At 34.8% G+C, this 20,936-nt stretch carries 18 protein-coding genes and 2 tRNA genes; 8 read left to right on the top strand and 12 right to left on the bottom strand.

Annotation, left to right across the window (positions count from 1 at the left end; translation table 11 throughout):
* Window positions 1-52: 52 nt before the first annotated feature.
* The 4 genes from LV842_RS13005 to LV842_RS12990 all read right to left on the bottom strand — a co-directional run bounded on the left by LV842_RS13005 (window position 53) and on the right by LV842_RS12990 (window position 4,370).
* Window positions 53-1,330 carry a chloride channel protein gene (locus LV842_RS13005; protein ID WP_233111878.1) on the bottom strand — a complete coding sequence of 426 codons (1,278 nt, stop codon included), beginning with the start codon at window positions 1,328-1,330 and terminating at the stop codon, window positions 53-55.
* An 86-nt stretch (window positions 1,331-1,416) separates the two neighbouring features.
* Window positions 1,417-1,803, bottom strand: coding sequence for a DUF423 domain-containing protein (locus LV842_RS13000; protein ID WP_233111877.1), 387 nt, complete (start codon window positions 1,801-1,803; stop codon window positions 1,417-1,419).
* 1 nt (window position 1,804) lies between these two features.
* Window positions 1,805-2,875 (bottom strand): hypothetical protein, encoded by a 1,071-nt coding sequence (locus LV842_RS12995; protein ID WP_233111876.1) that lies wholly within the window; start codon window positions 2,873-2,875, stop codon window positions 1,805-1,807.
* Window positions 2,876-3,041: 166 nt separating this feature from the next.
* Window positions 3,042-4,370, bottom strand: coding sequence for a hydroxymethylglutaryl-CoA reductase, degradative (locus LV842_RS12990; RefSeq protein ID WP_233111875.1), 1,329 nt, complete (start codon window positions 4,368-4,370; stop codon window positions 3,042-3,044).
* Between the two features lie 395 nt (window positions 4,371-4,765).
* On the opposite strand from LV842_RS12990, the gene pfkA reads away from it, so the two are divergent.
* Both pfkA and gap read left to right on the top strand, forming a co-directional pair.
* Window positions 4,766-5,752: a 6-phosphofructokinase gene (pfkA, locus tag LV842_RS12985; protein WP_233111874.1), complete on the top strand. Its 987-nt coding sequence runs from the start codon at window positions 4,766-4,768 to the stop codon at window positions 5,750-5,752.
* A gap of 31 nt (window positions 5,753-5,783) precedes the next feature.
* Window positions 5,784-6,794 carry a type I glyceraldehyde-3-phosphate dehydrogenase gene (gene gap / locus LV842_RS12980; protein ID WP_233111873.1) on the top strand — a complete coding sequence of 337 codons (1,011 nt, stop codon included), beginning with the start codon at window positions 5,784-5,786 and terminating at the stop codon, window positions 6,792-6,794.
* Window positions 6,795-6,873: 79 nt separating this feature from the next.
* Here gap and LV842_RS12975 read toward each other — a convergent pair whose 3' ends face one another.
* Window positions 6,874-7,650 (bottom strand): hypothetical protein, encoded by a 777-nt coding sequence (locus tag LV842_RS12975; protein WP_233111872.1) that lies wholly within the window; start codon window positions 7,648-7,650, stop codon window positions 6,874-6,876.
* Window positions 7,651-7,862: 212 nt separating this feature from the next.
* Between LV842_RS12975 and LV842_RS12970 the strand changes: the two genes are divergently transcribed.
* Together LV842_RS12970 and recA are read left to right on the top strand one after the other, a co-directional pair.
* Entirely contained in the window at window positions 7,863-9,059 is a 1,197-nt protein-coding gene (locus LV842_RS12970) for an oxygenase MpaB family protein (RefSeq protein ID WP_233111871.1), read from the top strand.
* 156 nt (window positions 9,060-9,215) lie between these two features.
* Window positions 9,216-10,220, top strand: coding sequence for a recombinase RecA (recA, locus tag LV842_RS12965; protein ID WP_039367885.1), 1,005 nt, complete (start codon window positions 9,216-9,218; stop codon window positions 10,218-10,220).
* A gap of 105 nt (window positions 10,221-10,325) precedes the next feature.
* On the opposite strand, the gene LV842_RS12960 is transcribed toward recA, so the two are convergent.
* The gene (locus tag LV842_RS12960; RefSeq protein ID WP_233111870.1) at window positions 10,326-13,220 is read right to left on the bottom strand and encodes an alpha/beta hydrolase family protein; all 2,895 of its coding nucleotides are present in this window, start codon (window positions 13,218-13,220) and stop codon (window positions 10,326-10,328) included.
* Window positions 13,221-13,370: 150 nt separating this feature from the next.
* Between LV842_RS12960 and htpG the strand changes: the two genes are divergently transcribed.
* Complete coding sequence (gene htpG, locus LV842_RS12955; protein ID WP_233111869.1) at window positions 13,371-15,263, top strand: molecular chaperone HtpG; 1,893 nt, start codon at window positions 13,371-13,373, stop codon at window positions 15,261-15,263.
* Window positions 15,264-15,330: 67 nt separating this feature from the next.
* On the opposite strand, the gene LV842_RS12950 is transcribed toward htpG, so the two are convergent.
* Together LV842_RS12950 and LV842_RS12945 are read right to left on the bottom strand one after the other, a co-directional pair.
* On the bottom strand, window positions 15,331-16,125 hold the full coding sequence (locus tag LV842_RS12950) for an alpha/beta hydrolase (protein WP_233111868.1): 795 nt from the start codon (window positions 16,123-16,125) through the stop codon (window positions 15,331-15,333).
* Between the two features lie 91 nt (window positions 16,126-16,216).
* Window positions 16,217-16,513 carry an MGMT family protein gene (locus LV842_RS12945; protein ID WP_233111867.1) on the bottom strand — a complete coding sequence of 99 codons (297 nt, stop codon included), beginning with the start codon at window positions 16,511-16,513 and terminating at the stop codon, window positions 16,217-16,219.
* A 44-nt stretch (window positions 16,514-16,557) separates the two neighbouring features.
* Between LV842_RS12945 and LV842_RS12940 the strand changes: the two genes are divergently transcribed.
* The gene (locus LV842_RS12940; RefSeq protein WP_233111866.1) at window positions 16,558-16,704 is read left to right on the top strand and encodes a hypothetical protein; all 147 of its coding nucleotides are present in this window, start codon (window positions 16,558-16,560) and stop codon (window positions 16,702-16,704) included.
* Window positions 16,705-16,708: 4 nt separating this feature from the next.
* On the opposite strand, the gene LV842_RS12935 is transcribed toward LV842_RS12940, so the two are convergent.
* The 4 genes from LV842_RS12935 to LV842_RS12920 form a co-directional block, all read right to left on the bottom strand.
* On the bottom strand, window positions 16,709-17,800 hold the full coding sequence (locus LV842_RS12935) for an acyltransferase family protein (protein ID WP_233111865.1): 1,092 nt from the start codon (window positions 17,798-17,800) through the stop codon (window positions 16,709-16,711).
* Window positions 17,801-17,860: 60 nt separating this feature from the next.
* Window positions 17,861-18,832, bottom strand: coding sequence for a deoxyhypusine synthase family protein (locus LV842_RS12930; protein ID WP_047444737.1), 972 nt, complete (start codon window positions 18,830-18,832; stop codon window positions 17,861-17,863).
* A 66-nt stretch (window positions 18,833-18,898) separates the two neighbouring features.
* Entirely contained in the window at window positions 18,899-19,291 is a 393-nt protein-coding gene (arfB, locus tag LV842_RS12925; RefSeq protein ID WP_233111864.1) for an alternative ribosome rescue aminoacyl-tRNA hydrolase ArfB, read from the bottom strand.
* A 31-nt stretch (window positions 19,292-19,322) separates the two neighbouring features.
* Window positions 19,323-20,345, bottom strand: a complete 1,023-nt coding sequence (locus LV842_RS12920) for an AMP-binding protein (RefSeq protein WP_233111863.1) — start codon at window positions 20,343-20,345, stop codon at window positions 19,323-19,325.
* 98 nt (window positions 20,346-20,443) lie between these two features.
* On the opposite strand from LV842_RS12920, the gene LV842_RS12915 reads away from it, so the two are divergent.
* Window positions 20,444-20,514 (top strand) — tRNA-Gln (locus tag LV842_RS12915).
* Window positions 20,515-20,655: 141 nt separating this feature from the next.
* Window positions 20,656-20,726 (top strand) — tRNA-Gln (locus LV842_RS12910).
* Window positions 20,727-20,936 lie beyond the last annotated feature (210 nt).

Below are 20,936 nucleotides of genomic sequence, written 5' to 3'. Positions count from 1 at the left end.
TAAAATTTAAAGTCTGTTTGACTTGATTTTTAACATATCTCTCAAATTTGCTTTATTCTTCGGATAATTTCTCAGATTGCGAACCGATAAAAGGAATTTTTGGAGCCAGAAAATAGCCCGTTAAACTCGCAAAAAGTATCGGAACAAAGTAAGTAAACCCCGTTAAAGTTCCCAAAATAATGGTTGTACTCATAGGAGTTCTGGTAACACAAGCATTAATTGCAGCCATACAGCTCACAATAGCCAATGTTGTATCTACTGTCGGAAATATATTATGAATAATTAAACCCAACGTTGTTCCCACAAAGAAAAGCGGGATAATAAAACCGCCTCTCCATCCTGAAGTTACAGTAATTGCTATTGCTAAAATTTTGAAAATTAAAACAACGATTAAAAATTTCAAGGCATAATTTCCCTCGATAAGCTGATTAATTTCATTGTGTCCGAAATATCTCGTAATCGGAAAATAGAAAGCTATGATTCCTAATACAATTCCGCCTACAAAAGTTTTAATATAAATTGGGAGTTTTCTGTATTCAAAAACTTTTTTGAAAAATTTCACTACAAAAATAAAAATCCATCCAAATAAAGTTCCTACAATTCCGAATAGTGAAGCGTATAGAAAATCATACACTCCGGTGTAATGATACGCCTTCAGGTCCCAAGTTGCCCCGATTCCCAAATGGATAATCAATGCAAACATCAGATAACTGAAACAGCTTGCTACCAATGCAGGAATAATCGCTTTATAATATTCAACTGCATGTTTATGATGAAGAATTTCAAGAGAAAAAAGACTTCCTCCAAGCGGAGCACCGAAAAGCGCCGTAAAACCGGATGCCATTCCGGCAATACTCAAAGAACGTAACTCTTCCCCTTTCAGTCTGAATATTTTCCCCAACCAGGTTCCCGTAGAACCTGTCACCTGAACCAAAGGTGCTTCCGGACCTAGACTTCCTCCCGATGCCACACAGAAAAGCGACGACAAAATCATGGAAGGATTGTTTTTAGGTTCCAATTTCCCTTTATTGAATCGAATATTATTAACAATCAAATGAATTTCTCCCGGATCACCGATAAAGTGAATCACCAATCCCGCCAACAAACCACAAATAGCCATCGTCGGAATCACCATCCAGCCATGAAATTCGGCTAAAAACTCTGTGAAATGCTCAAGAACAATCCAGTAAAGACCTGCGATTATCCCTCCTACAAGACCTGTAATAGCCCACATGAAGAAAGTACGACTGAATACAAATGGATTAAATCTGATGGGTTGATCCAAAAGATTAAAAGTTCGTATTAAACGTCGTTTTCTGTTGATTTTCATTTTAAACTGTTTTTAAAATTACGATCATCATTTGCAGTAATGTGTCCTTTTTTAGATGTAAAATCTATTTAAAATATTTGATAAAATTAAATTCTATTCTTAGCAAAATATAGAATCAGCATTCCCCAGCTCAAGATCATTAATAATCCTCCAAGTGGAGTAATAGGTCCTAAAAATTTAAGGTTAGCACCCAAATAATCTTGTAGACTCAAGAAATAAATACTTACTGAGAATAAAAATGTTCCGGCAATCATTAAAATTGAAGTCCATTTTTCTGATGAAGTTTCAAACTTCAAAATATAGCCGATAATTAATAAGAAAAATGCAGCATACATTTGATATCTCACTCCTGTTTCAAAACTTTCCAGCCTTTCAACAGATAAAATTTTCTTTAAAGCGTGTGCTCCGAATGCACCTAAAATCACAGACAACATTCCGTAAACAGCACCAAAGACTAAAGTAATTGTTTTCATATTATAATTCTTCTAATTCTAGTTTTAAATATTTTTTTGTTTTGTAATCCTGCCACGTTCCAATCATCTTATTTCCTTTTGCATCTGCTTCGATATTGGCTCTCGGAATCCATTGTTTCAGTTCTTCGCTATGATAATCGTCTTCCGTCATCGAAAAATGATTATTAATTAATTCTCCGCTCCAGCTAATCAATTTCTTGTTCTTATCATACCAATAAGAAGCTGAAAAAGAATTGTCTTCATTAATCTGATTGATTAAAACTGTAATAGGATATTTTCCGTCAATGGTTCCTTTATATAACTTATTACTAAAGCTCGTTCTATCAATTTTCTCCGAACCTGATAATAAGTTTTTAGCATAAGGACTCCAGTATTTTTCAAGTTCTTTATAGGTAAATTCAAGTTCATGGCTTCCAAGATCGTCCAATGCTCTCGTCGCATGATTGGAACATCTTCCTGCTACAAATGTGAGCTTATCTTTTCCAAAAAAATATCTGATATCATATAAAGACACTTCTGTAAAGCATCCTTCGTATATTCCAATCTGTTCTTCTGTTTCTTCAGACGGGTTTTTCGCAGACTTCAGCTCAGCCAAGAAATCATTTACTCTTTTCTTAACTTTTTGTTCAATCAAACGCTCCACAGTTTTAATCGATTGATTTTGAAACAAATCCTGAGCGTTGATCAAATTTCCGGTTCTCAAGTCAAAATTCTTCCATATTGAAAAACCTTCAGGATAAGCTCCTGAAGCTTCCCCATCCAATGCAATACTCAAAATATTTTTAGGAGTTTCCAGCTTGTCCCAACTATAGAAATAAACATAGTTGGAATAAGAAGTTGTTCCTGTAGAGACCAGTTTAAATGGATCAGAGCCTGAATTTGGAATGTATTCCAATTCATTGACCTGTAAAAAAGTATTGATTTTATTTTCTACCCTCGGATTTTCAGCATAAGAAATCACCGGAAAAACAGAGTCTTCAGTTTTCGGTGGCAAATCCTTTATGATTAAGTTTTTCTGTTGTGAAAAGCTTAAACCGGAAATCAATAGAAAAAATACAATTTTCTTTTTCACGATACTGGATGTAAAAAATAGGTAACAAGTTTGCCAACTAATACCGCACCTCCCAAAATAATAAGCATAACAGCAAATCTTTTAGAACTCCTGAATCCAGGGTGATTGGTTTTCTTTAAAAACAATCCGAAAAGCACGAATATAATTGCCAGAATAATTTGTAACATTATTGACCTCTTAATCTGTTAAATTCATTGATCACTTCGTGATGACTCACCGTTTTATCTTTAAAATACGTAACAAAGTGGTGCTTCTCTTCTTCTGTTGCTCCTAATTGATTTAAAATATTCAGCAAGTGCATTTTCATGTGACCTTTCTGAATTCCTGTTGTTACTAAAGATCGTAGTGCGCCAAAATTCTGTGCCAATCCGGAAACAGCCAAAATACTCATCAATTCCTGAGCTGAAGGCTTTCCAAGAAGAGCTAAAGAGAATTTTACCAATGGATGTAGATTCGTCAAACCTCCCACAACTCCTACAGAAATCGGAAGGTCGATCCAAAATCTAAAAATTCCGTTATCTGTTGTACAATGGGTTAAAGAAGAATATTTTCCGTTTCTTGCCGCATAAGCGTGAGCACAAGCTTCAGTTGCTCTGAAGTCGTTACCCGTTGCAATGACCACTGCATCTACTCCATTCATAATTCCTTTGTTGTGAGTAGTCGCACGGTAAGGTTCAATTTCAGCAATCGTTACTGCCTGTTTGAATTTTGATGCAAATTCTTCATTGGAAATTCCGCTGTCATCTTTTAAATCTTCAATTTTACAAGAAACCTCAGCTCTTACAATACAATCAGGAGTAAAGTTGGACAAAATATTCATCACAATCTGTAAGGAATTCTTTTCTTCCTGTGTAAAATCTTCACTGATGGCCACTTCTTGTTTCAATGTTTTTCCAAACTGTTCCAGGCAAGAATTAATAAAATTCGCGCCCATAGAATCTACCGTATCAAAACTTGCTTTAAGCTGATAATAATTCGGCATTTCAGAAGTTTTATCAACCAATTTTATATCTAAAATCCCACCTCCACGATTTCTCATATTCGCTGTGATATCATTGGTCGCCTCAATCAGTTTCTTCTTTAAACTGAAATTAAAGAAATGAAGCAATTTGTGAGACTCCACATTAAATATAAAGTGAGTGTGACCCAGCTTTTCATTATTAATAATAGTGGTCTTAAAACCTCCTTTATCGATCCAGAATTTTGCAGCTTTAGAAGCCGCCGCCACAACAGAACTTTCTTCAACCGCCATTGGAAGTGCAAATAACTTTCCATCAATTAAAAAGTTGGGAGCGATTCCGTAAGGCATATAGAAATTGGAAATTGTATTTTCAGAAAACTCGTCATGAAGTTTCTGCAAATCAGCATTTTCGTTCCAGTATTGATTTAATATATGTTGATATTCGTTGTTTCCTTCAAGGTATTCGTTAACTAGCCAATCGATTTTTCCTTGTTTTGTCAGTTTGGAAAAACCTTCTACCGGTTTGTGATTCATAAGTAAGCTATTTTATATAGTAATGTAATACGGCTTTACGATTACACTCATCAATTAATGTCCGTAAATATACTAATTTTGTCTCTGTAAACTGTGGATAACTTCAACCAAATAGGGTTGATATTTATCAATTTTTGGAATTAATTTTGAGCATAAAACTATATTTTTGATTTAGAAAAATGAATGTTGACCGCCTGAAAGAACAGCTCAAAATCCTTACAGATGCTGCGAAACTTCTTTTCAATTATTGATAATTCTTAGATAAAAAAAGGAAGATATTTTTTTAAACCAATAAACTTTAGACAGCTTTAATAATTTATATTCAAAACTCTTATAAAGTTACTGCCGTTATCTGAACTTGTTTTTGTAAATTTGTGTTCGAAATTTTTTACTAGATGAAAGAGAGTGCTGTAAAAAAAATTGCAGTTCTTACTTCAGGAGGAGACGCTCCGGGTATGAATGCAGCATTAAGGGCGGTAGTAAGAACCGCGAACTACTATAATATTGAATGCTACGGAGTAAGAGAAGGCTATAATGGTTTGATCAACGATGACTTCCTGAAAATGGGTCCTCGTTCCGTAAAAAATATAATCAATCAGGGCGGAACCATTCTGAAGTCTGCCCGTTCCATGGAATTTAAAACGAAAGAAGGCCGTCAAAAAGCTTACGACAACTGTGTAAAACATGGTGTTGATGCTTTGGTATGTATCGGAGGAGACGGAACTTTCACAGGAGCAAAAATCTTTAATGAAGAATTCGGAATCAGAGTAATTGGTGTTCCCGGAACGATCGACAACGATATTTTTGGAACTGACAACACAATCGGTTACGATACTGCTTTAAATACTGCGATGGAAGCCATCGATAAAATTCGTGATACGGCAACTTCTCACAACAGAGTTTTCTTTGTAGAAGTAATGGGTCGTGATGCCGGGTTTATTGCTTTAAACAGCGGATTGGCAGCTGGAGCGCTGGATATTTTAATTCCTGAAAGAAAAGACAGTATCGATGAGCTTTTCGTTAATTTCAGAAATGCTGAAAAAACAGGAAAATCTTCAAGTATTGTTGTAGTAGCTGAAGGTGAAAAACTGGCCAACATCTACGAATTAGCAGAAAAAACACAACAGGAATTCCCTGAATATGATATCCGTGTTGCCATTCTTGGGCATATCCAGAGAGGAGGTTCTCCAAGCTGTGCAGACAGAGTTTTGGCGAGCAGATTGGGTTATGGTGCAGTAACAGGATTAATGGAAGGACAAACTAATGTAATGGCAGGAATGCGTTCCAACGATATGGTATACACGCCGATTGAGGAGGCCATTAAAAAACATAACGAAATCAATAAAGATCTTTTACTGATTTCAGAAATTTTAGCAATCTAATATTTTTAATATAATTTAAAAACGAACTATTATGTCAACAATCAAAGTAGGTATCAACGGGTTTGGTAGAATCGGACGTCTTGTTTTCAGAGCAATGACTGAAAGAGACAACATCGAAGTAGTAGGAATTAATGACCTTATCGATGCTACGTACATGGCTTACATGTTAAAGTATGATTCTGTACACGGGATTTTCCCAGGTGAAGTTTCTGTAGAAGGTAACGACCTTGTTGTAAACGGAAAAAGAATCAGAGTAACTGCAGAAAGAGACCCAAGTAACCTAAAGTGGAACGAAATCGGTGCTGATTATGTAGTAGAATCTACAGGTTTATTCTTAGATAAAGAAAGTGCTGCAAAACATATTACTGCTGGTGCTAAGAAAGTAATCCTTTCTGCTCCTTCTAAAGATGATACTCCAATGTTCGTAATGGGTGTAAACCACACTGAACTTACTGACGATGTTAAAATCTTATCAAACGCTTCTTGTACAACAAACTGCTTAGCTCCTTTGGCTAAAGTAATCCACGATAATTTTGGAATCGTAGAAGGCTTGATGACAACTGTACACGCTACAACGGCAACTCAGAAAACTGTTGACGGTCCTTCTGCGAAAGACTGGAGAGGTGGTAGAGCTGCTCTAAACAATATTATTCCTTCTTCTACAGGTGCTGCAAAAGCGGTAGGAAAAGTAATCCCTTCATTGAACGGAAAATTAACAGGTATGTCTTTCAGAGTACCAACTGTTGACGTTTCTGTAGTAGATTTAACAGTAAGAATTGAAAAGGCTGCTTCTTATGAAGAAATCTGTTCAGTAATCAAAGCTGCTTCTGAAGGTGAATTGAAAGGTATTCTTGGATACACTGAAGATGCTGTAGTTTCTCAGGATTTCGTAGGAGATAAGAGAACTTCAATCTTCGATAAAGATGCTGGTATTATGCTTTCTCCTAACTTCGTAAAACTTGTTTCTTGGTATGACAACGAAATGGGGTATTCTAACAAGTTAGTTGATATGCTAATCCACGCTGCTTCTTTATCTAACTAATAAAGTTTAAACTTTGTATATATAAAACCTTCCAATTGGAAGGTTTTTTTGTTAAGAATTTCCGAATAGTTAATGACTTTTATTGTGTACTTTTTTTAGCATCCCCTCCTAAATCAACATTAAACAATTGATAACCAACCCCAAAGCCAAACCATAGATTCCCATTATTATTCCACTGATAATGTTTTTGATTATTAATCTGATCAACTCCACAATAAATTCCGGCTTGCACTTTTTTATATTGAAGCATTAACCCGCTGAACATTGTTAAAGTGGCTGCATTTATATTTTTATCGGCTTCTATTCCCAGAGAATTATTTGAATTTAGCTCAACACTTCCCAATCCTGCTCCTATCTGTACATAAAAATCAGTTGAATAAAACTTTCCAACTCTCCAATTTAATGTTGAACTCAAATTGAATTGTGCCTCAAATGTTTTCTCATCTTGGGGACGAAACTTAAATGGTAAGGTCAATATTCCTACCGAAAACCTATCCGGTTTCTCTGGTATATCCTCTGCTTTTGCCAAGAATTCCTCTTTAGTTACAGTAAAAAGTTTGTAATTGTAATAACTAGCTTTCGGTATTGCCGTAGATCCTTCTTCAAGCACTTTAAATGGAGGATCAACTTTTACAATTATATTCTTGTCACTTACATCCGCAATTTCATACTTAATCCCGTCTTCTAAATAGTTGGGATTTTTAGTTGCGCCATCATATAATTCGGCTTTTTTTAAATCTGTTCCAGTGTGTTTTGCCGGAGCCTTAAAAGTAAAACGTTGCCCAATTTTAATTTCCTGTCCAAACGCTATCCCCACCCATCCGAGCAGAAACAGCAATAAAATTTTTGTTTTCATAGTTATTTAGTTTATTAGTTATAATTATGTGAAAGCTCAAAACAAGGCTTAGCACTAGGTTTTAACCAAATTTAACTAATTTTCAAACACAAAAAAATCACCCTTTTGTGGTATTTTTAATAAAATTTCGAGCATGAAAGATCATTAATCTTTTGATGAAACTGACAAATCTCACCACCTTATTTACATGTAAAATCTGTATTTTTATAGTAATGGAAAACACAATTTTACAACCCCGATTTAAAGAATCATCTCACTTCAAAGATTTTTGGACGAAAGGCAACGGAAAACAGCTTATTGAATTTTCCGGTGCAGAAGTGAATTTTAATGATTTTGAAAAATTTGCACCTTATTTTTACCACGTCGATGAAATTGGAGATCAGGTTGTAAAAGATGTTTATCTTACTAAAAAATTCCATGAAGCATCTAAAGAAATTGAACACTACATCCGAAACGGAGTTTCTGAAAGCGATGCCATTCCGGAGAGTGTAAAAAAACTTTTTCTTCAAACCCAGAACATTCCTGATTGGCTCGATTATGATTTGATCAAATCCGGTGCAGAGCTTTGCATGAGAAGTAATCTTGATTCTCTGATTTCTTTAAGGGATTATTGTCTCATCGGCGGTTATGATTATGCATACCTCAACAAACCCTTGATTGTAACAGAAGCTTTGAAAAAAGGAGCCGTAAAACGTCTTTCTGAAACTTTGGATTTTTGGGTAAATGTTACAAGGTATGATGAGTTGGAAGTTCATAAAAAAGGATACGAATTCGCCATCAAAACGAGATTAATTCATTCTTACGCCAGAATTTCCATCAAAAAACATTACAAAAACTGGGATACAGAAAACTGGGGCGAACCCATCAACTCCTGGGATATGATGGCCACTTATATTGGCTTCAGTCTCGTTTTTTTACACAGCTTACACAAATTAGGAAATACCTTTTCAGAGAAAGAAGAAAAAGGAATTTTCCATCTTTGGAAATACGTAGGCTATTTATTGGGAATCCCGAAAAACCTTCTTCCTAATGATAAAAAGCAGGCTACAGAATATTTTTATTTATGGACCTCTGTTCAGCCTCCTGCTGATAAAGACTCTGTGCTTTTGGCGCATTCACTGCTCAACGAATCACTGGAAAATCCTATCCTGAAATATCAGTTTCAAAGAAAAAACTTACGCTATCTTCATATTTGCTGCACTTGGTTTCTATTGGATGATGAAGTTTGTAAGAGACTTCAGATTCCTGATGTTTCCAACAAAAAAGCTTTTCCAAGAACTAAATGGCTGATCAATAAAATCTACGACAAACTCGTAAGCCGACAAACCAGAATCAATAAGGGAAATAAAGACCAAATGAAAGTATTGAGCGATTATTTAAAGATCACCCACAATTCAAATTTCCATTAAATCTATAAAAAAAATTACCAACACATTCTTTTAATTTTGAATAAGTTAAGGATGAATACCTTATATTTTTTTCACTGTAAAAATGATTTTCTGTAATAAATAATATTAGCTTTTGATCTATAAATTATGTACTTTTGAGAAATTATATTTATACAGATGAGCAACGCAGACGATAAAAAGAAAGCACTTGCCTTAGTGCTTGAAAAATTAGATAAAACATACGGAAAAGGAACTGTAATGACTTTAGGAGACAGTTCTGTAGATAATACAATTGAAGTGATTCCTTCGGGATCTTTAGGACTAGACATCGCTCTAGGAGTTGGAGGTTATCCGAGAGGAAGAATCATTGAAATCTATGGTCCGGAATCTTCAGGTAAAACCACTTTAACACTTCACGCGATTGCAGAAGCTCAAAAAGCAGGAGGAATTGCTGCATTTATTGATGCGGAACATGCGTTCGACAGAACCTATGCTGCTAAGCTTGGAATCGATTTAGAAAACTTAATTATTTCTCAGCCTGATAACGGGGAGCAAGCATTAGAAATTGCTGATAACCTTATCCGTTCAGGAGCTATTGATATTGTAGTAATCGACTCTGTAGCCGCCCTTACTCCAAAAGCAGAAATTGAAGGAGAAATGGGAGATTCAAAAATGGGTCTTCATGCAAGATTGATGTCTCAAGCATTAAGAAAATTAACTGCTACGATTTCAAGAACAAAATGTACGGTAATTTTCATCAACCAGTTGAGAGAAAAGATCGGAGTAATGTTCGGAAACCCTGAAACAACAACCGGTGGTAATGCTTTGAAGTTTTACGCTTCAGTAAGAATCGATATCAGAAAAGCATCTGCTCCAATTAAAAACGGAGATGAAGCGATCGGAAGCCGTGTGAAAGTGAAAATTGTAAAGAACAAAGTAGCTCCACCTTTCAAACAAGCAGAATTCGACATTATGTACGGTGAAGGTGTTTCTAAAACAGGAGAAATTTTGGATCAGGCTGTAGAACAAGGAATTGTAAAGAAAAGCGGATCTTGGTTCAGCTACGAAGAAACCAAATTAGGACAAGGTCGTGATGCAGTGAAAGATGTATTAAAAGACAATCCTGAACTTTCTGAAGAACTGGAAAATAAAATTAAAGAAGAGATTGCTAATAAAAAATAGTAATTTGTTCAAATAATAAAAAGCTCGGCGGGACCAAAGGTCCCGCCGAGCTTTTTATATCAAGTTTTATTTTCGGCGGCGAAGCCGCCGAAAATAAAAAATCAATTAAGGCTTATCTTCCGTTAATTCAAACCCCCAATCTTTCCCTTTCTGGACAGCAGGAATTCCTTTCGCCATCCAAACCGGCGCTCTAGCACCTTTCAAATAATAATCAAAAAACTGCTGTTCACGGATTTGGATATCTTTTCTGTTCTGACGTTTGATAAGATTATGATCGTCACCATTATAATTCAGAAGCCATGCAGGTTTTCCTAAACGTCTCAATGCGGTAAACATTTCAATCCCCTGATACCAAGGCACTGCTCCATCTTTATCGTTACTCATAATCACCACCGGAGTTTTCACTTGATCAATGGTAAACAATGGTGAATTTTTAATATACAATTCCGGAGCTTCCCATAAATTTTTTCCTAATCTACTCTGCGATTTTTCGTACTGAAACTGGCGGTTCATTCCTGAAGACCATCGGATTCCTCCGTATGCAGAAGTCATATTAACAACAGGAGCACCACTCCAAGCGGCTGCATACATATCCGTATGGGCAATAAGATATGCGACTTGATAACCACCCCAGCTTTGACCTTGAATTCCTACTTTACTACCGTCAACCCAAGAATTTTCTTTCAATTTTTCAACACCGGAATTGATATATTCCATGGCTGATTCTCCGGGAAGGCCATCAACATATGAAATATCAGGTGTAAACACCAGATATCCATTGCTTACGAAATAAGAAATATTTAGTCTTGAAGGTGTTGGAGCTGGTGCTACATAACGATTCAGGTTATCGGAAAGCTTTTCATAGAAATACACAATCATTGGGTATTTTTTATTTGCATCGAAATCTTCCGGTTTGTACAGAACTCCTGTAGATGAATTTCCTTTTGGAGTTGTCCAATTTACCAGTTCACTTGTTCCCCAATTATAAGTACTTTGTTGCGGATTAGTATTGCTTAGTCTTTGTTGTTCAGAGAAGTCAGATGTCGCAAAAATATTTGGCGAATCTGTATAGGATTCCTTTACCAAAATATACTCATCTGCATTTTTTGCTTTCTGAAGACTTCGGTATCCCCAAGCATTTTCCATTTGGATTTTCACCGGATCAGAATTCGACTGAACAGATGTTTTGAAAATTCCGTTTGCCTTGGATGTATTATCAAATGCCGATAAATAAATGGAAGCTTTACGGTTTACACTTTTAATGTCTTTATCTAAATCGTACGTATCAAACGTTATTTTATTTTTACGCCCGAATCCGTTCGTAATATTTCTTGGCTTTTTTGATCCATTCAGGGAAAATTCCCAAAGATCATAACGGTCTTTGATAATCACCGACTCATCATTATCCGTCCAAGAAGCGATACCATAAGCACCTGGAAAATCAGGCATATCAAACTCTTCATCCACAAAAGAAACCTGCAATCCGTTATTTAATGGAAGCGTTTGTTTTGTTTTAACATTATAGCTCAGCCAAGCTCCTTTTTCTCTATCAAAAATCACAACAAACTTTCCGAGTGGAGATACCGAAACTGTACCATCCAAATTTTTAATAATTTCGGTTCTGTTACCCGTTTTATTATCAATAAGGAAATAGGTTTTCTTTGTTGAGCCTTCCCATTGCGAAGAAATACGGTTATTCAAGCTGGTAATACCGATGACAAAATCAGCATTTCCATCATTAACCAATCGTAATGTGTCTAAATCTTCCCCATCAATATTTCTAAAGAAATCAGGTTTTTCCGTTTGCATTACAGCCCCATAAGATTTTTTCAAATCGTTTTTCAGTTCCTTCAGCTGTACGGTTTGCAGATAATCATCCTTATAATTCCAGATGTCCACAACAGCGTGGTCATTCGCAATCATAGCAGTATCTTTGGCAACAGGTTTCGGAGCAACTCCAAAATACAATTGCTTGCCATTCTTACTGAATATCGGGAAACGGTTTTCAGAAACCATCCAATTCTTTCTCATTTGAGCATTTTCATTGGTTACAATTTCCTTTTTGTTCGTTTTAACATTAAAATAATACAACTGATACAATTTCACCAGATCATTCTGAGCAGAAGAAGTTCCCACAAATGCCAATTGATTTCCTACTTCATCAAAAGACAACTGTGAAAAATCGCCTTCCATTTCAGAAATTTTAGTTACTGTTCCTTTTTGAAGATCAACTATTTGTACCGTTTCAAGCGCATATTTCTTTGGTTTTGATTTGTCATTATCCTTTTTATCCGCAGGTTTTTCATCTCCGGAATCCTTTTCCCCTTTCTTATCCTTACTTTTTTTCTCTTCAGGTTTTTTAGTTACAAAAACGAGCTGTTTCCCGTTTTTGCTGAATTCATAACGAATTACATTGTCATACGTTGTACTTTTCTCATCCAGCAAATTTCGTACAATCAACTGCAAAGGTTTTGCATTTTTATCCTCATCCTTCTTATCGTCCCCATCTTCTTTATCCGAAATATCGTCAGACTTATCTTTCATATTTTCTAAAAGATAAGCAAGATAAGAGCCACCTTTTTCAGGAATTTTAAATCCTTTTACATTAGGGATTTTTTCTGTTGTGCCACTAGAAAAATTGACGATCGCAAGACTGTCTTTTGTTAATTTATCTTGCTTTAGTTTCTTGTCTTTTACCGCTTTTATATCTTTATACAACGGACGGATCTGGAAAACAGCAAATTTGGAATCACTCGTAAAATCCAATTTTGTGGCTCTCGCAAACTGCTTTGAATTTTTATTTTTAACTGAATACAAAAAAAGAGTGGAATTTCCTTCCTGAGGATCCACAGCATAGGAAATCCATTTTCCGTCATTGGAGATTTTTCTCGCTCCGATATTTTGCCAATTATCATAAACCGAATGATCTAAAGGCTTTTTCTGTCCATACACAAAACAACTCATGATGAGCAGAATAAAAACTGTACTTCTCAACTTCATTTTTAAATACTTTTAAAGTTTAAAAATAAGATATTTCTTCCACAAAACCTTTGTAAACACACCTCACTCATTATAAAAATGTCAAAATGTCACTTTTTATCAAACGGTATTTTTTTTGAGAAAGATTTGGAATAAAAAATTAAAAATATTATGACGAAAGGAAATATCAATGTATCTGTGGAAAATATTTTCCCGCTGATCAAAAAATTCTTATACAGTGATCACGAAATCTTTTTAAGAGAATTGATTTCAAATGCAACAGATGCTACTTTAAAATTAAAGCATTTAACAAGCATCGGTGAAGCTAAAGTTGAGTACGGAAATCCAAAGCTTGAAGTTAAAATCGATAAAGAAAATAAAACGCTTCGTATTATCGACCAAGGAATCGGGATGACGGGTGAAGAAGTTGAAAAATACATCAACCAGGTTGCTTTTTCAGGGGCTGAAGAGTTTTTGGAAAAATATAAAGATTCTGCAAAGGATTCAGGAATTATCGGACATTTCGGACTTGGGTTTTATTCTGCCTTCATGGTTGCCGAGAAAGTGGAAATCTTAACTAAATCTTACAAAGATGAACCTGCAGTTCGTTGGATCTGCGACGGAAGTCCTGAATTCACTTTAGAAGAAACCACTGATAAAACAGACAGAGGAACTGAAATTATTCTTCATATTGCAGAAGATTCTGTAGAATTTTTAGAAGAAGGAAAAATCCGTGAATTATTATTAAAGTATAACAAGTTCATGCCTGTTCCGATTAAATTTGGAACCAGAACCCATACATTACCTTTACCGGAAGACGCTCCGGAAGATACGGTTGCAGAAACTGAAGAAGTTGACAATATCATCAACAACCCTACTCCAGCCTGGACCATTGCTCCAAGTGAACTGACGAATGAAGATTATATGAAATTCTATCACGAATTGTATCCGATGCAGTTTGAGGAGCCTTTATTTAATATTCATTTGAATGTTGATTATCCTTTCAACTTAACAGGGGTTTTATTCTTCCCGAAACTGAGCAATAATTTAAATATTGAAAAAGATAAAATCCAATTATATCAAAACCAGGTATTTGTAACGGATGAAGTAAAAGGTATCGTTCCCGATTTCTTAATGCTTCTTCGTGGAGTAATTGATTCTCCGGATATTCCTTTGAACGTTTCCCGTTCTTATTTACAGGCTGATGGTGCGGTGAAGAAAATTTCGTCTTACATCACGAAAAAAGTTGCCGACAAAATGTCTTCATTAATCAACGAAAACCGTGAAGATTATGAGAAAAAGTGGAATGACATTAAAGTGGTAATCGAATACGGAATTGTAACGGAAGAAAAATTTGCTGAAAAAGCAGATAAGTTCACATTATATCCAACAACAGACGGAAAGTATTTCTTGTGGAATGAATTAGAAGAGAAAATTAAATTAAACCAAACCGATAAAGACGGAAATTTAGTAGTTCTTTATGCTTCTAATGCTGATGAACAGCACAGTTATATTCAGTCTGCAAAAGATAAAGGATATGAAGTCCTTTTGTTAGATTCACCCATCATTCCTCACGTTATCCAAAAACTGGAAACTTCAAAAGAGAAAATTTCTTTTGTAAGAGTGGATTCTGATCACATCAACAATCTGATTAAAAAAGACGAGCCTATCATTTCTAAATTGAATGAAACGGAAAAAGAATCGTTGAAGAAAAATGTTGAAGAAGCTATTAATGATACAAAATTCACCGTTCAGCTTGAAGATTTAGACAGTAATGATGCTCCGTTTACAATTACCCAGCCTGAATTCATGAGAAGAATGAAAGATATGCAGGCAACCGGAGGTGGTGGAATGTTTGGAATGGGAGGATTCCCTGAAATGTACAATTTGGTAGTGAATTCCAACAGTGAGTTTGCCAATCAGGTTTTACAAACAGAAAATACTGAAGAAAAAGAAGGTTTAATTAAGTATGCTTTAGACCTAGCAAAACTTTCTCAGAATTTATTGAAAGGAAAAGATCTGACAGACTTTATTCAAAGAAGTTATCAGAATCTGAACAAATAATTTGACTATTTTATATTGAGGTTTCGGGGCGACAAAGTCGCCCCGAAACTTTTATTTTATGATTAGGTTACAGATTATTAATTGCTTTTAGAATCTCTTTCGGCTCTTCTTTCAAGCCTTGGATATGTTCAGCTTTAAATTCTAAAAATTGTTTAGGTTCAGCAGCATTTTTATACACTTCTTCGCCGTGAGAAAAAGGAATCGTAGAATCGTTTTTACTGTAAATAAATAACTTGGGAAGTCCTTCTGTATATTTCACATCTTCTTTAGCACCATACACATTTTGCATCATCTGATTGATAAAATCTTTAAACTGTGGAGCAAATTTTATGGCGATATCTGCAAATGACGACATTCCGCTATCTATGATCAGTCCGGAAATTTTATCCTTGTTCTCTTTTGCCAAATGAGCTGCAATCTGAGAACCTAATGAAGCTCCGTAGATATAAACTTTAGTATTCTTAATCTCCGGTTTGCTCAATAAAAAATCAACTAATTTTTGTCCGTCACTCGCTACATTCAGGTGAGTCGGTTTTCCTGTTGACTTTCCATATCCTCTGAAATCTACCATCACGACCTGAAAACCATCATCGACCAATGGCTTTGTGATATATTGATAGGTAGAGATATTTCCGTTTGCTCCATGAAAAAACAAAATTGTTTTCTTTTTGGCTTTGGTCTTAGGAGTTAAAAAAACTGCGGTAATCGTATCGGTTTCTACCGGAAACGCAATAAATTTTGGATTTGAAAATTCTAAAGGTTTCATTTCTTTACTAGGCTGGTAAAACTTATCATCCATTTGTGCCTTAGAAAAGAAAATAGTGAATAAGAAAATGAGGGAGAATAAAAATTTTGTTTTCATAAATTAATTTTACGAGCAAAAATAATTCTTTTCACAAAATAATTCACCATAAAAGGATATTCATCTAAGCTTATTTTTCTTTTTTAAAATTTTAAAGCTCACTCAACGGATCCCAAAATAATTTCTTAAAATTTTTAATTCTAAAATTCTCTACCTCAATTCCTTCAGCTTCCAATTTCACCTGAAATTCCGGAACGGACAAAGTTCCCGAACTAGAAATAACCCGATGTGCAGGAACATCTTTAGGACATCCTCCCATTGCTTTTCCTACGTGTCTCGAATGATTAGGATAACCAACTGCTTTAGCAATGGCTCCATAACTCGTTACTCTGCCTTTTGGAACTAACTTTGTGATTTCCCAGACCTGTTGTTTGAAAATTTCATCCATTTATTTTTGCATTATTTTTGGACTTTACACTAAAATATAAAGTTATGAAAAAATCGTTTTTCCGTTTGTTAAATAAAATGAATAAAGTGATTTTACCGAAATTGAGTGATAAAGATCCTAATAAGCTGACAAAATTTCAGAAAGGGATTTTAGCGTATCGTTATTTTGTCCTAATCAATTCTTTAGACTAAAGTCTTATTTAATTTTAGCAATTAAATTTCTGCAAAACTCATAAAGAGGTTTTTCAATCAGTAAATAAATGATAATGGAACAGATCCAGAGCAAAACAAAATTGTGATCGGGTAAATATAAATACGATTTCAGTTTAAGATTAAAATAACTGATGTGAACAAGATAGAAAACGAAAGAAGCATTTCCTAAAAGAATCAGTAGCTTGGTAGAGAGTACTTTGGAAATGAATGTTTTTTCCGACATCAATCCCCAAAAGAAAACAGCAATAGCAACAGACAGAAACAATTCATGAATTAACCTTCCTTCCCATCGTTCTACTCCATGCACAAAATTATTTCGGGCAAAAAGAGCAATGGCAATGGTGAAAATTACGATTCCAATTCCTCCGTATAAAGTCGGATTTTTTAATCGCTTTAAAACTTCCACTCCTTTTTCCTTTTTCATCAGATAAGCCAACAACATCCCGAAAAAGAACTCCAAACTTCTTGCGAAAAAAGTATTTCCCATCATAAAGTTTAATGGATATAAAAAGCCTTCAGAATTACCATTATACCAATGTAAACCATATCCTATGGTACAACTTAGAAGAAAAAGTCCCAACAAAAATGAAATACAATATTTCCAATTTTTCTTCAACAATAAAAATAAAAGAGGCGACAGTAAGTAAAAAAAGAATTCAACCTGAAGCGACCACGCCTGTACAATTCCAGAAACAGAATACTTCTCAAATAATGAGTATAAAAGCGAATACTGCAGGAAATAAATATCTACATTGTTAGAATAGGCAGTATCTAAAAAGAAAAAACTCAGAAGGATCCAATACAACGGAAAAATTCTCGCAATACGGAGCAGAATATATTTTAAATATGATTTTTTGGATTCCAAAGGTGAATCTTCATAGCGATATGCCAACAAAAAACCACTCAAAACAAAGAAAACCGTCACCCCAATATGCCATTCGCTGATAAAACGCATGACTACAAAAGGTAAATCATCACGCCAATATTTACGGTTATGATACACAAATACCATAATAGCCGCGATAGCTCGCATTCCTGTGAGGGCTTCGAATGTATTTTTCTTTAGATTCTCCAATATTAAAAAAATAAAAGGCTTACATGTAAGCCTTTTATCTGAAATTATATAATTCTGATATTAATTTTCCAAGATATAAGAGAACATCAATGGTGCACAGATCGTAGCATCACTTTCAACGATAAATTTCGGTGTCGTAATATCTAATTTACCCCAAGTGATTTTCTCATTCGGAACTGCTCCCGAATATGACCCATAAGACGTTGTAGAATCTGAAATCTGGCAGAAATATGACCAGAACGGAATGTCGTGCATTTCCATATCCTGATACAACATCGGTACTACACAAATTGGGAAATCTCCTGCGATACCTCCACCAATTTGGAAGAACCCTACTCCTTTTCCAGCTGAGTTTTTAGTGTACCAATCTGCTAAATACGTCATATATTCAATTCCTGACTTCATTGTTGTAGCGGTAAGCTCTCCTTTGATGCAGTAAGATGCAAAAATATTACCCATTGTAGAATCTTCCCATCCCGGAACTACGATTGGTAAGTTTTTCTCTGCTGCTGCAATCATCCAAGAATTTTCTCTAGGAATTTCATAATATTGCTCCAAAACTCCAGAAAGAATCATTTTGTACATGAATTCGTGAGGGAAATATCTTTCTCCTTTTGCTTCAGCATCTTTCCAGATTTCAACGATATGTTTCTGTAATCTTCTGAAAGCTTCTTCTTCAGGAATACAAGTATCCGTCACTCTGTTTAAACCTCTTTCCAAAAGATCCCACTCATCCTGAGCAGTCAAATCTCTGTAATGAGGAACTCTTTCATAATGAGAATGTGCCACAAGATTCATCAAATCTTCTTCAAGGTTTGCCCCAGTACAAGAAATAAAATCTACTTTATCCTGACGGATCATCTCAGCAAGAATTTTTCCTAACTCTGCAGTAGACATCGCTCCTGCCAAAGTAATCATCATTTTCCCTCCTTCTTTAAGGTGGGCAACATATCCTTTAGATGCATCCACCAATGCAGCTGCATTAAAGTGAAGGTAGTATTTTTCTATGAACTCGGTAATCGGTTTGCTCATTTTTTTAATTTTTGCAAAGATAAGAATTTTGGGTTGGAAGATAGGTGCTTGAAGTGGGAAGAATTACTAAAACTTAAACCTTCTGTTCTCTTTTTTCTCCGAAAGTTTCTTTTTTGTATCCAATCTTTTCTCTTTTTTAGCTTTTGACGGTTTTGTTGCAATTCGTTTTTTAGGAATAAATAAAGCTTTATCTACAATTTCCAGGATTTTTTCAATGGCTTTATTCTTATTCATCAATTGGGTTCTGCTTTCAGAAACCGTTAAGAATAAAAAACCTTCTGCATTGATTCTGTTCTTTAACTTATTTTGAATCAATTCTTTTTGATGGTCATTAAAAAATTCAGACTCTGAAACATTCCAAAGAACCGTCACAGAAGTCTCCACCTTATTCACATTCTGACCTCCGGCTCCACTGCTGCGAGACGTTTTAAAACTGAGTTCTTTTGAAAAATCTTTCATTTTTAGTTGAAGTTGAAAGTAAAGATAAACTTTACAAAATATTTTTTAATTCCATTCTATTTACTTTTCCATTGGGAGTTCTGGGAATTTTTCCAATAAAAATAATTTCTTTCGGTTTATGAAAATTTTTCTCAAACAGAATATTTGAAATTTTTTCCAGTACAGCTTCTGATTGCTCTCCTTCAATAATCAATACTAATTTTTGTCCCAAACTTTCATCATCAATTCCTAAAAAAACAGCCTCGTTCGGAATTTCTTTTTTAACTAAAGCTTCCAGCTGCTCAGGAAAAATTTTTGCCCCACCGGAATTAATGACATTATCAATTCGCCCTAAAAACCTAAACATATTTTCATCTTTAATCTCAACTAAATCATTAGTTTGCAATACCTCTACATTTACTTTAGGAGCAAAAATTTTCAGACAGCCTCTTTCATCTTTAGCAATCTCCACATTTTCAAAAACGGTAAAATAGCTTTCAGGATTTGGAGCAACCTGCTTCAGTCCGATATGAGAAAGTGTTTCAGACATTCCATAGGTTTCAAATATCCTAGTTGGGGAATTTGATATTTTGAGCATTTGAATAATTTTCTTTTTTAAACTTTCCGAAACCGCAGCTCCTCCAATGATTAAATTTTTAATTAAATGCAATTTGTCCAAGGAATTTTCTACCTGGAGCGGTGTCATTGCACAAAAATCAATTTCATCACTTAGACTTTCAATCGGTTTTGCAGAAGGATCAACAATAAATAATTTTAATTTTCTAATGATAGAACGCACGATCATCATTTTCCCTGAAATATATTCAACAGGTAAACAAATTAAAGCAGCATCTCCCTCTTTTAGTCCTAAAAAATTGCAGGTCATTTCCGCAGAATTAATCATTTTCTGTTTCTCTATATCAAAAACCTTTGGAACTCCAGTAGAACCCGAAGTCTGTACCTTCACTGTTTCGGAATCTGAAAACCATTCTTCCAAAAAAGTTTTAATTTTAATTTCAAATTCGGTTTCAACAGATAATTGATTAATATTGAGATTATTGAAGTCTAGCAGCATAATTATCGTGAATAAAAAGTACAGTAAAGTTAAAAAAAAGTTTAAAAAGTTTTTGCATGTAATGAAAAAAGCTTTAAATTTGCATCACCAAAATAAACAGACCTATAGTGTAACGGTAACACTCCGGTTTTTGGTACCGTCATTCGGGGTTCGAATCCCTGTGGGTCTACAAACCACTCTTTTTTTAAGAGTGGTTTTTGTTTTTAAAATATTACCTTAATCAATTTCATATTTTCCAAAAAACTAAAAAAACATGAAATTGATTTGCTTGTAAAGAAAAAATCTGTAAATTTGCCTCACCAAAAAATATAGACCTATAGTGTAACGGTAGCACTCCGGTTTTTGGTACCGTCAGTCGGGGTTCGAATCCCTGTGGGTCTACAAAAATCCATCCTTTTTCAAGGATGGATTTTTACTGCTAGATATGGGTTTATCTATCTGACGGATGCGTAATTCATCAGAAATATTATTCTTTCCAATCTCTGCGGATTAAAAAACGCTTGTTCTGCAGGAGTCAATAATTGAATATATTGATTCTCCTTATGTAAATATCTTTCCATATTTATAAATATCAAGCAAAAGACTAAAAGA

This window comes from Chryseobacterium gwangjuense (assembly GCF_021311115.1).
GTDB lineage: Bacteria > Bacteroidota > Bacteroidia > Flavobacteriales > Weeksellaceae > Chryseobacterium > Chryseobacterium gwangjuense.
Note: the sequence above shows the minus strand (reverse complement) of the source record. Positions and strands in the feature narration are given on the sequence as shown.

What these genes read in the sequence shown, in the direction of transcription:
- LV842_RS13005 (WP_233111878.1), bottom strand. Translation starts at nt 1,330, where the DNA reads ATGAAAATCAACAGAAAACGACGTTTAATACGAACTTTTAATCTTTTG.
- LV842_RS13000 (WP_233111877.1), bottom strand. Translation starts at nt 1,803, where the DNA reads ATGAAAACAATTACTTTAGTCTTTGGTGCTGTTTACGGAATGTTGTCT.
- LV842_RS12990 (WP_233111875.1), bottom strand. Translation starts at nt 4,370, where the DNA reads ATGAATCACAAACCGGTAGAAGGTTTTTCCAAACTGACAAAACAAGGA.
- pfkA (WP_233111874.1), top strand. Translation starts at nt 4,766, where the DNA reads ATGAAAGAGAGTGCTGTAAAAAAAATTGCAGTTCTTACTTCAGGAGGA.
- gap (WP_233111873.1), top strand. Translation starts at nt 5,784, where the DNA reads ATGTCAACAATCAAAGTAGGTATCAACGGGTTTGGTAGAATCGGACGT.
- LV842_RS12975 (WP_233111872.1), bottom strand. Translation starts at nt 7,650, where the DNA reads ATGAAAACAAAAATTTTATTGCTGTTTCTGCTCGGATGGGTGGGGATA.
- LV842_RS12970 (WP_233111871.1), top strand. Translation starts at nt 7,863, where the DNA reads ATGGAAAACACAATTTTACAACCCCGATTTAAAGAATCATCTCACTTC.
- recA (WP_039367885.1), top strand. Translation starts at nt 9,216, where the DNA reads ATGAGCAACGCAGACGATAAAAAGAAAGCACTTGCCTTAGTGCTTGAA.
- LV842_RS12960 (WP_233111870.1), bottom strand. Translation starts at nt 13,220, where the DNA reads ATGAAGTTGAGAAGTACAGTTTTTATTCTGCTCATCATGAGTTGTTTT.
- htpG (WP_233111869.1), top strand. Translation starts at nt 13,371, where the DNA reads ATGACGAAAGGAAATATCAATGTATCTGTGGAAAATATTTTCCCGCTG.
- LV842_RS12950 (WP_233111868.1), bottom strand. Translation starts at nt 16,125, where the DNA reads ATGAAAACAAAATTTTTATTCTCCCTCATTTTCTTATTCACTATTTTC.
- LV842_RS12945 (WP_233111867.1), bottom strand. Translation starts at nt 16,513, where the DNA reads ATGGATGAAATTTTCAAACAACAGGTCTGGGAAATCACAAAGTTAGTT.
- LV842_RS12940 (WP_233111866.1), top strand. Translation starts at nt 16,558, where the DNA reads ATGAAAAAATCGTTTTTCCGTTTGTTAAATAAAATGAATAAAGTGATT.
- LV842_RS12930 (WP_047444737.1), bottom strand. Translation starts at nt 18,832, where the DNA reads ATGAGCAAACCGATTACCGAGTTCATAGAAAAATACTACCTTCACTTT.
- arfB (WP_233111864.1), bottom strand. Translation starts at nt 19,291, where the DNA reads ATGAAAGATTTTTCAAAAGAACTCAGTTTTAAAACGTCTCGCAGCAGT.
- LV842_RS12920 (WP_233111863.1), bottom strand. Translation starts at nt 20,345, where the DNA reads ATGCTGCTAGACTTCAATAATCTCAATATTAATCAATTATCTGTTGAA.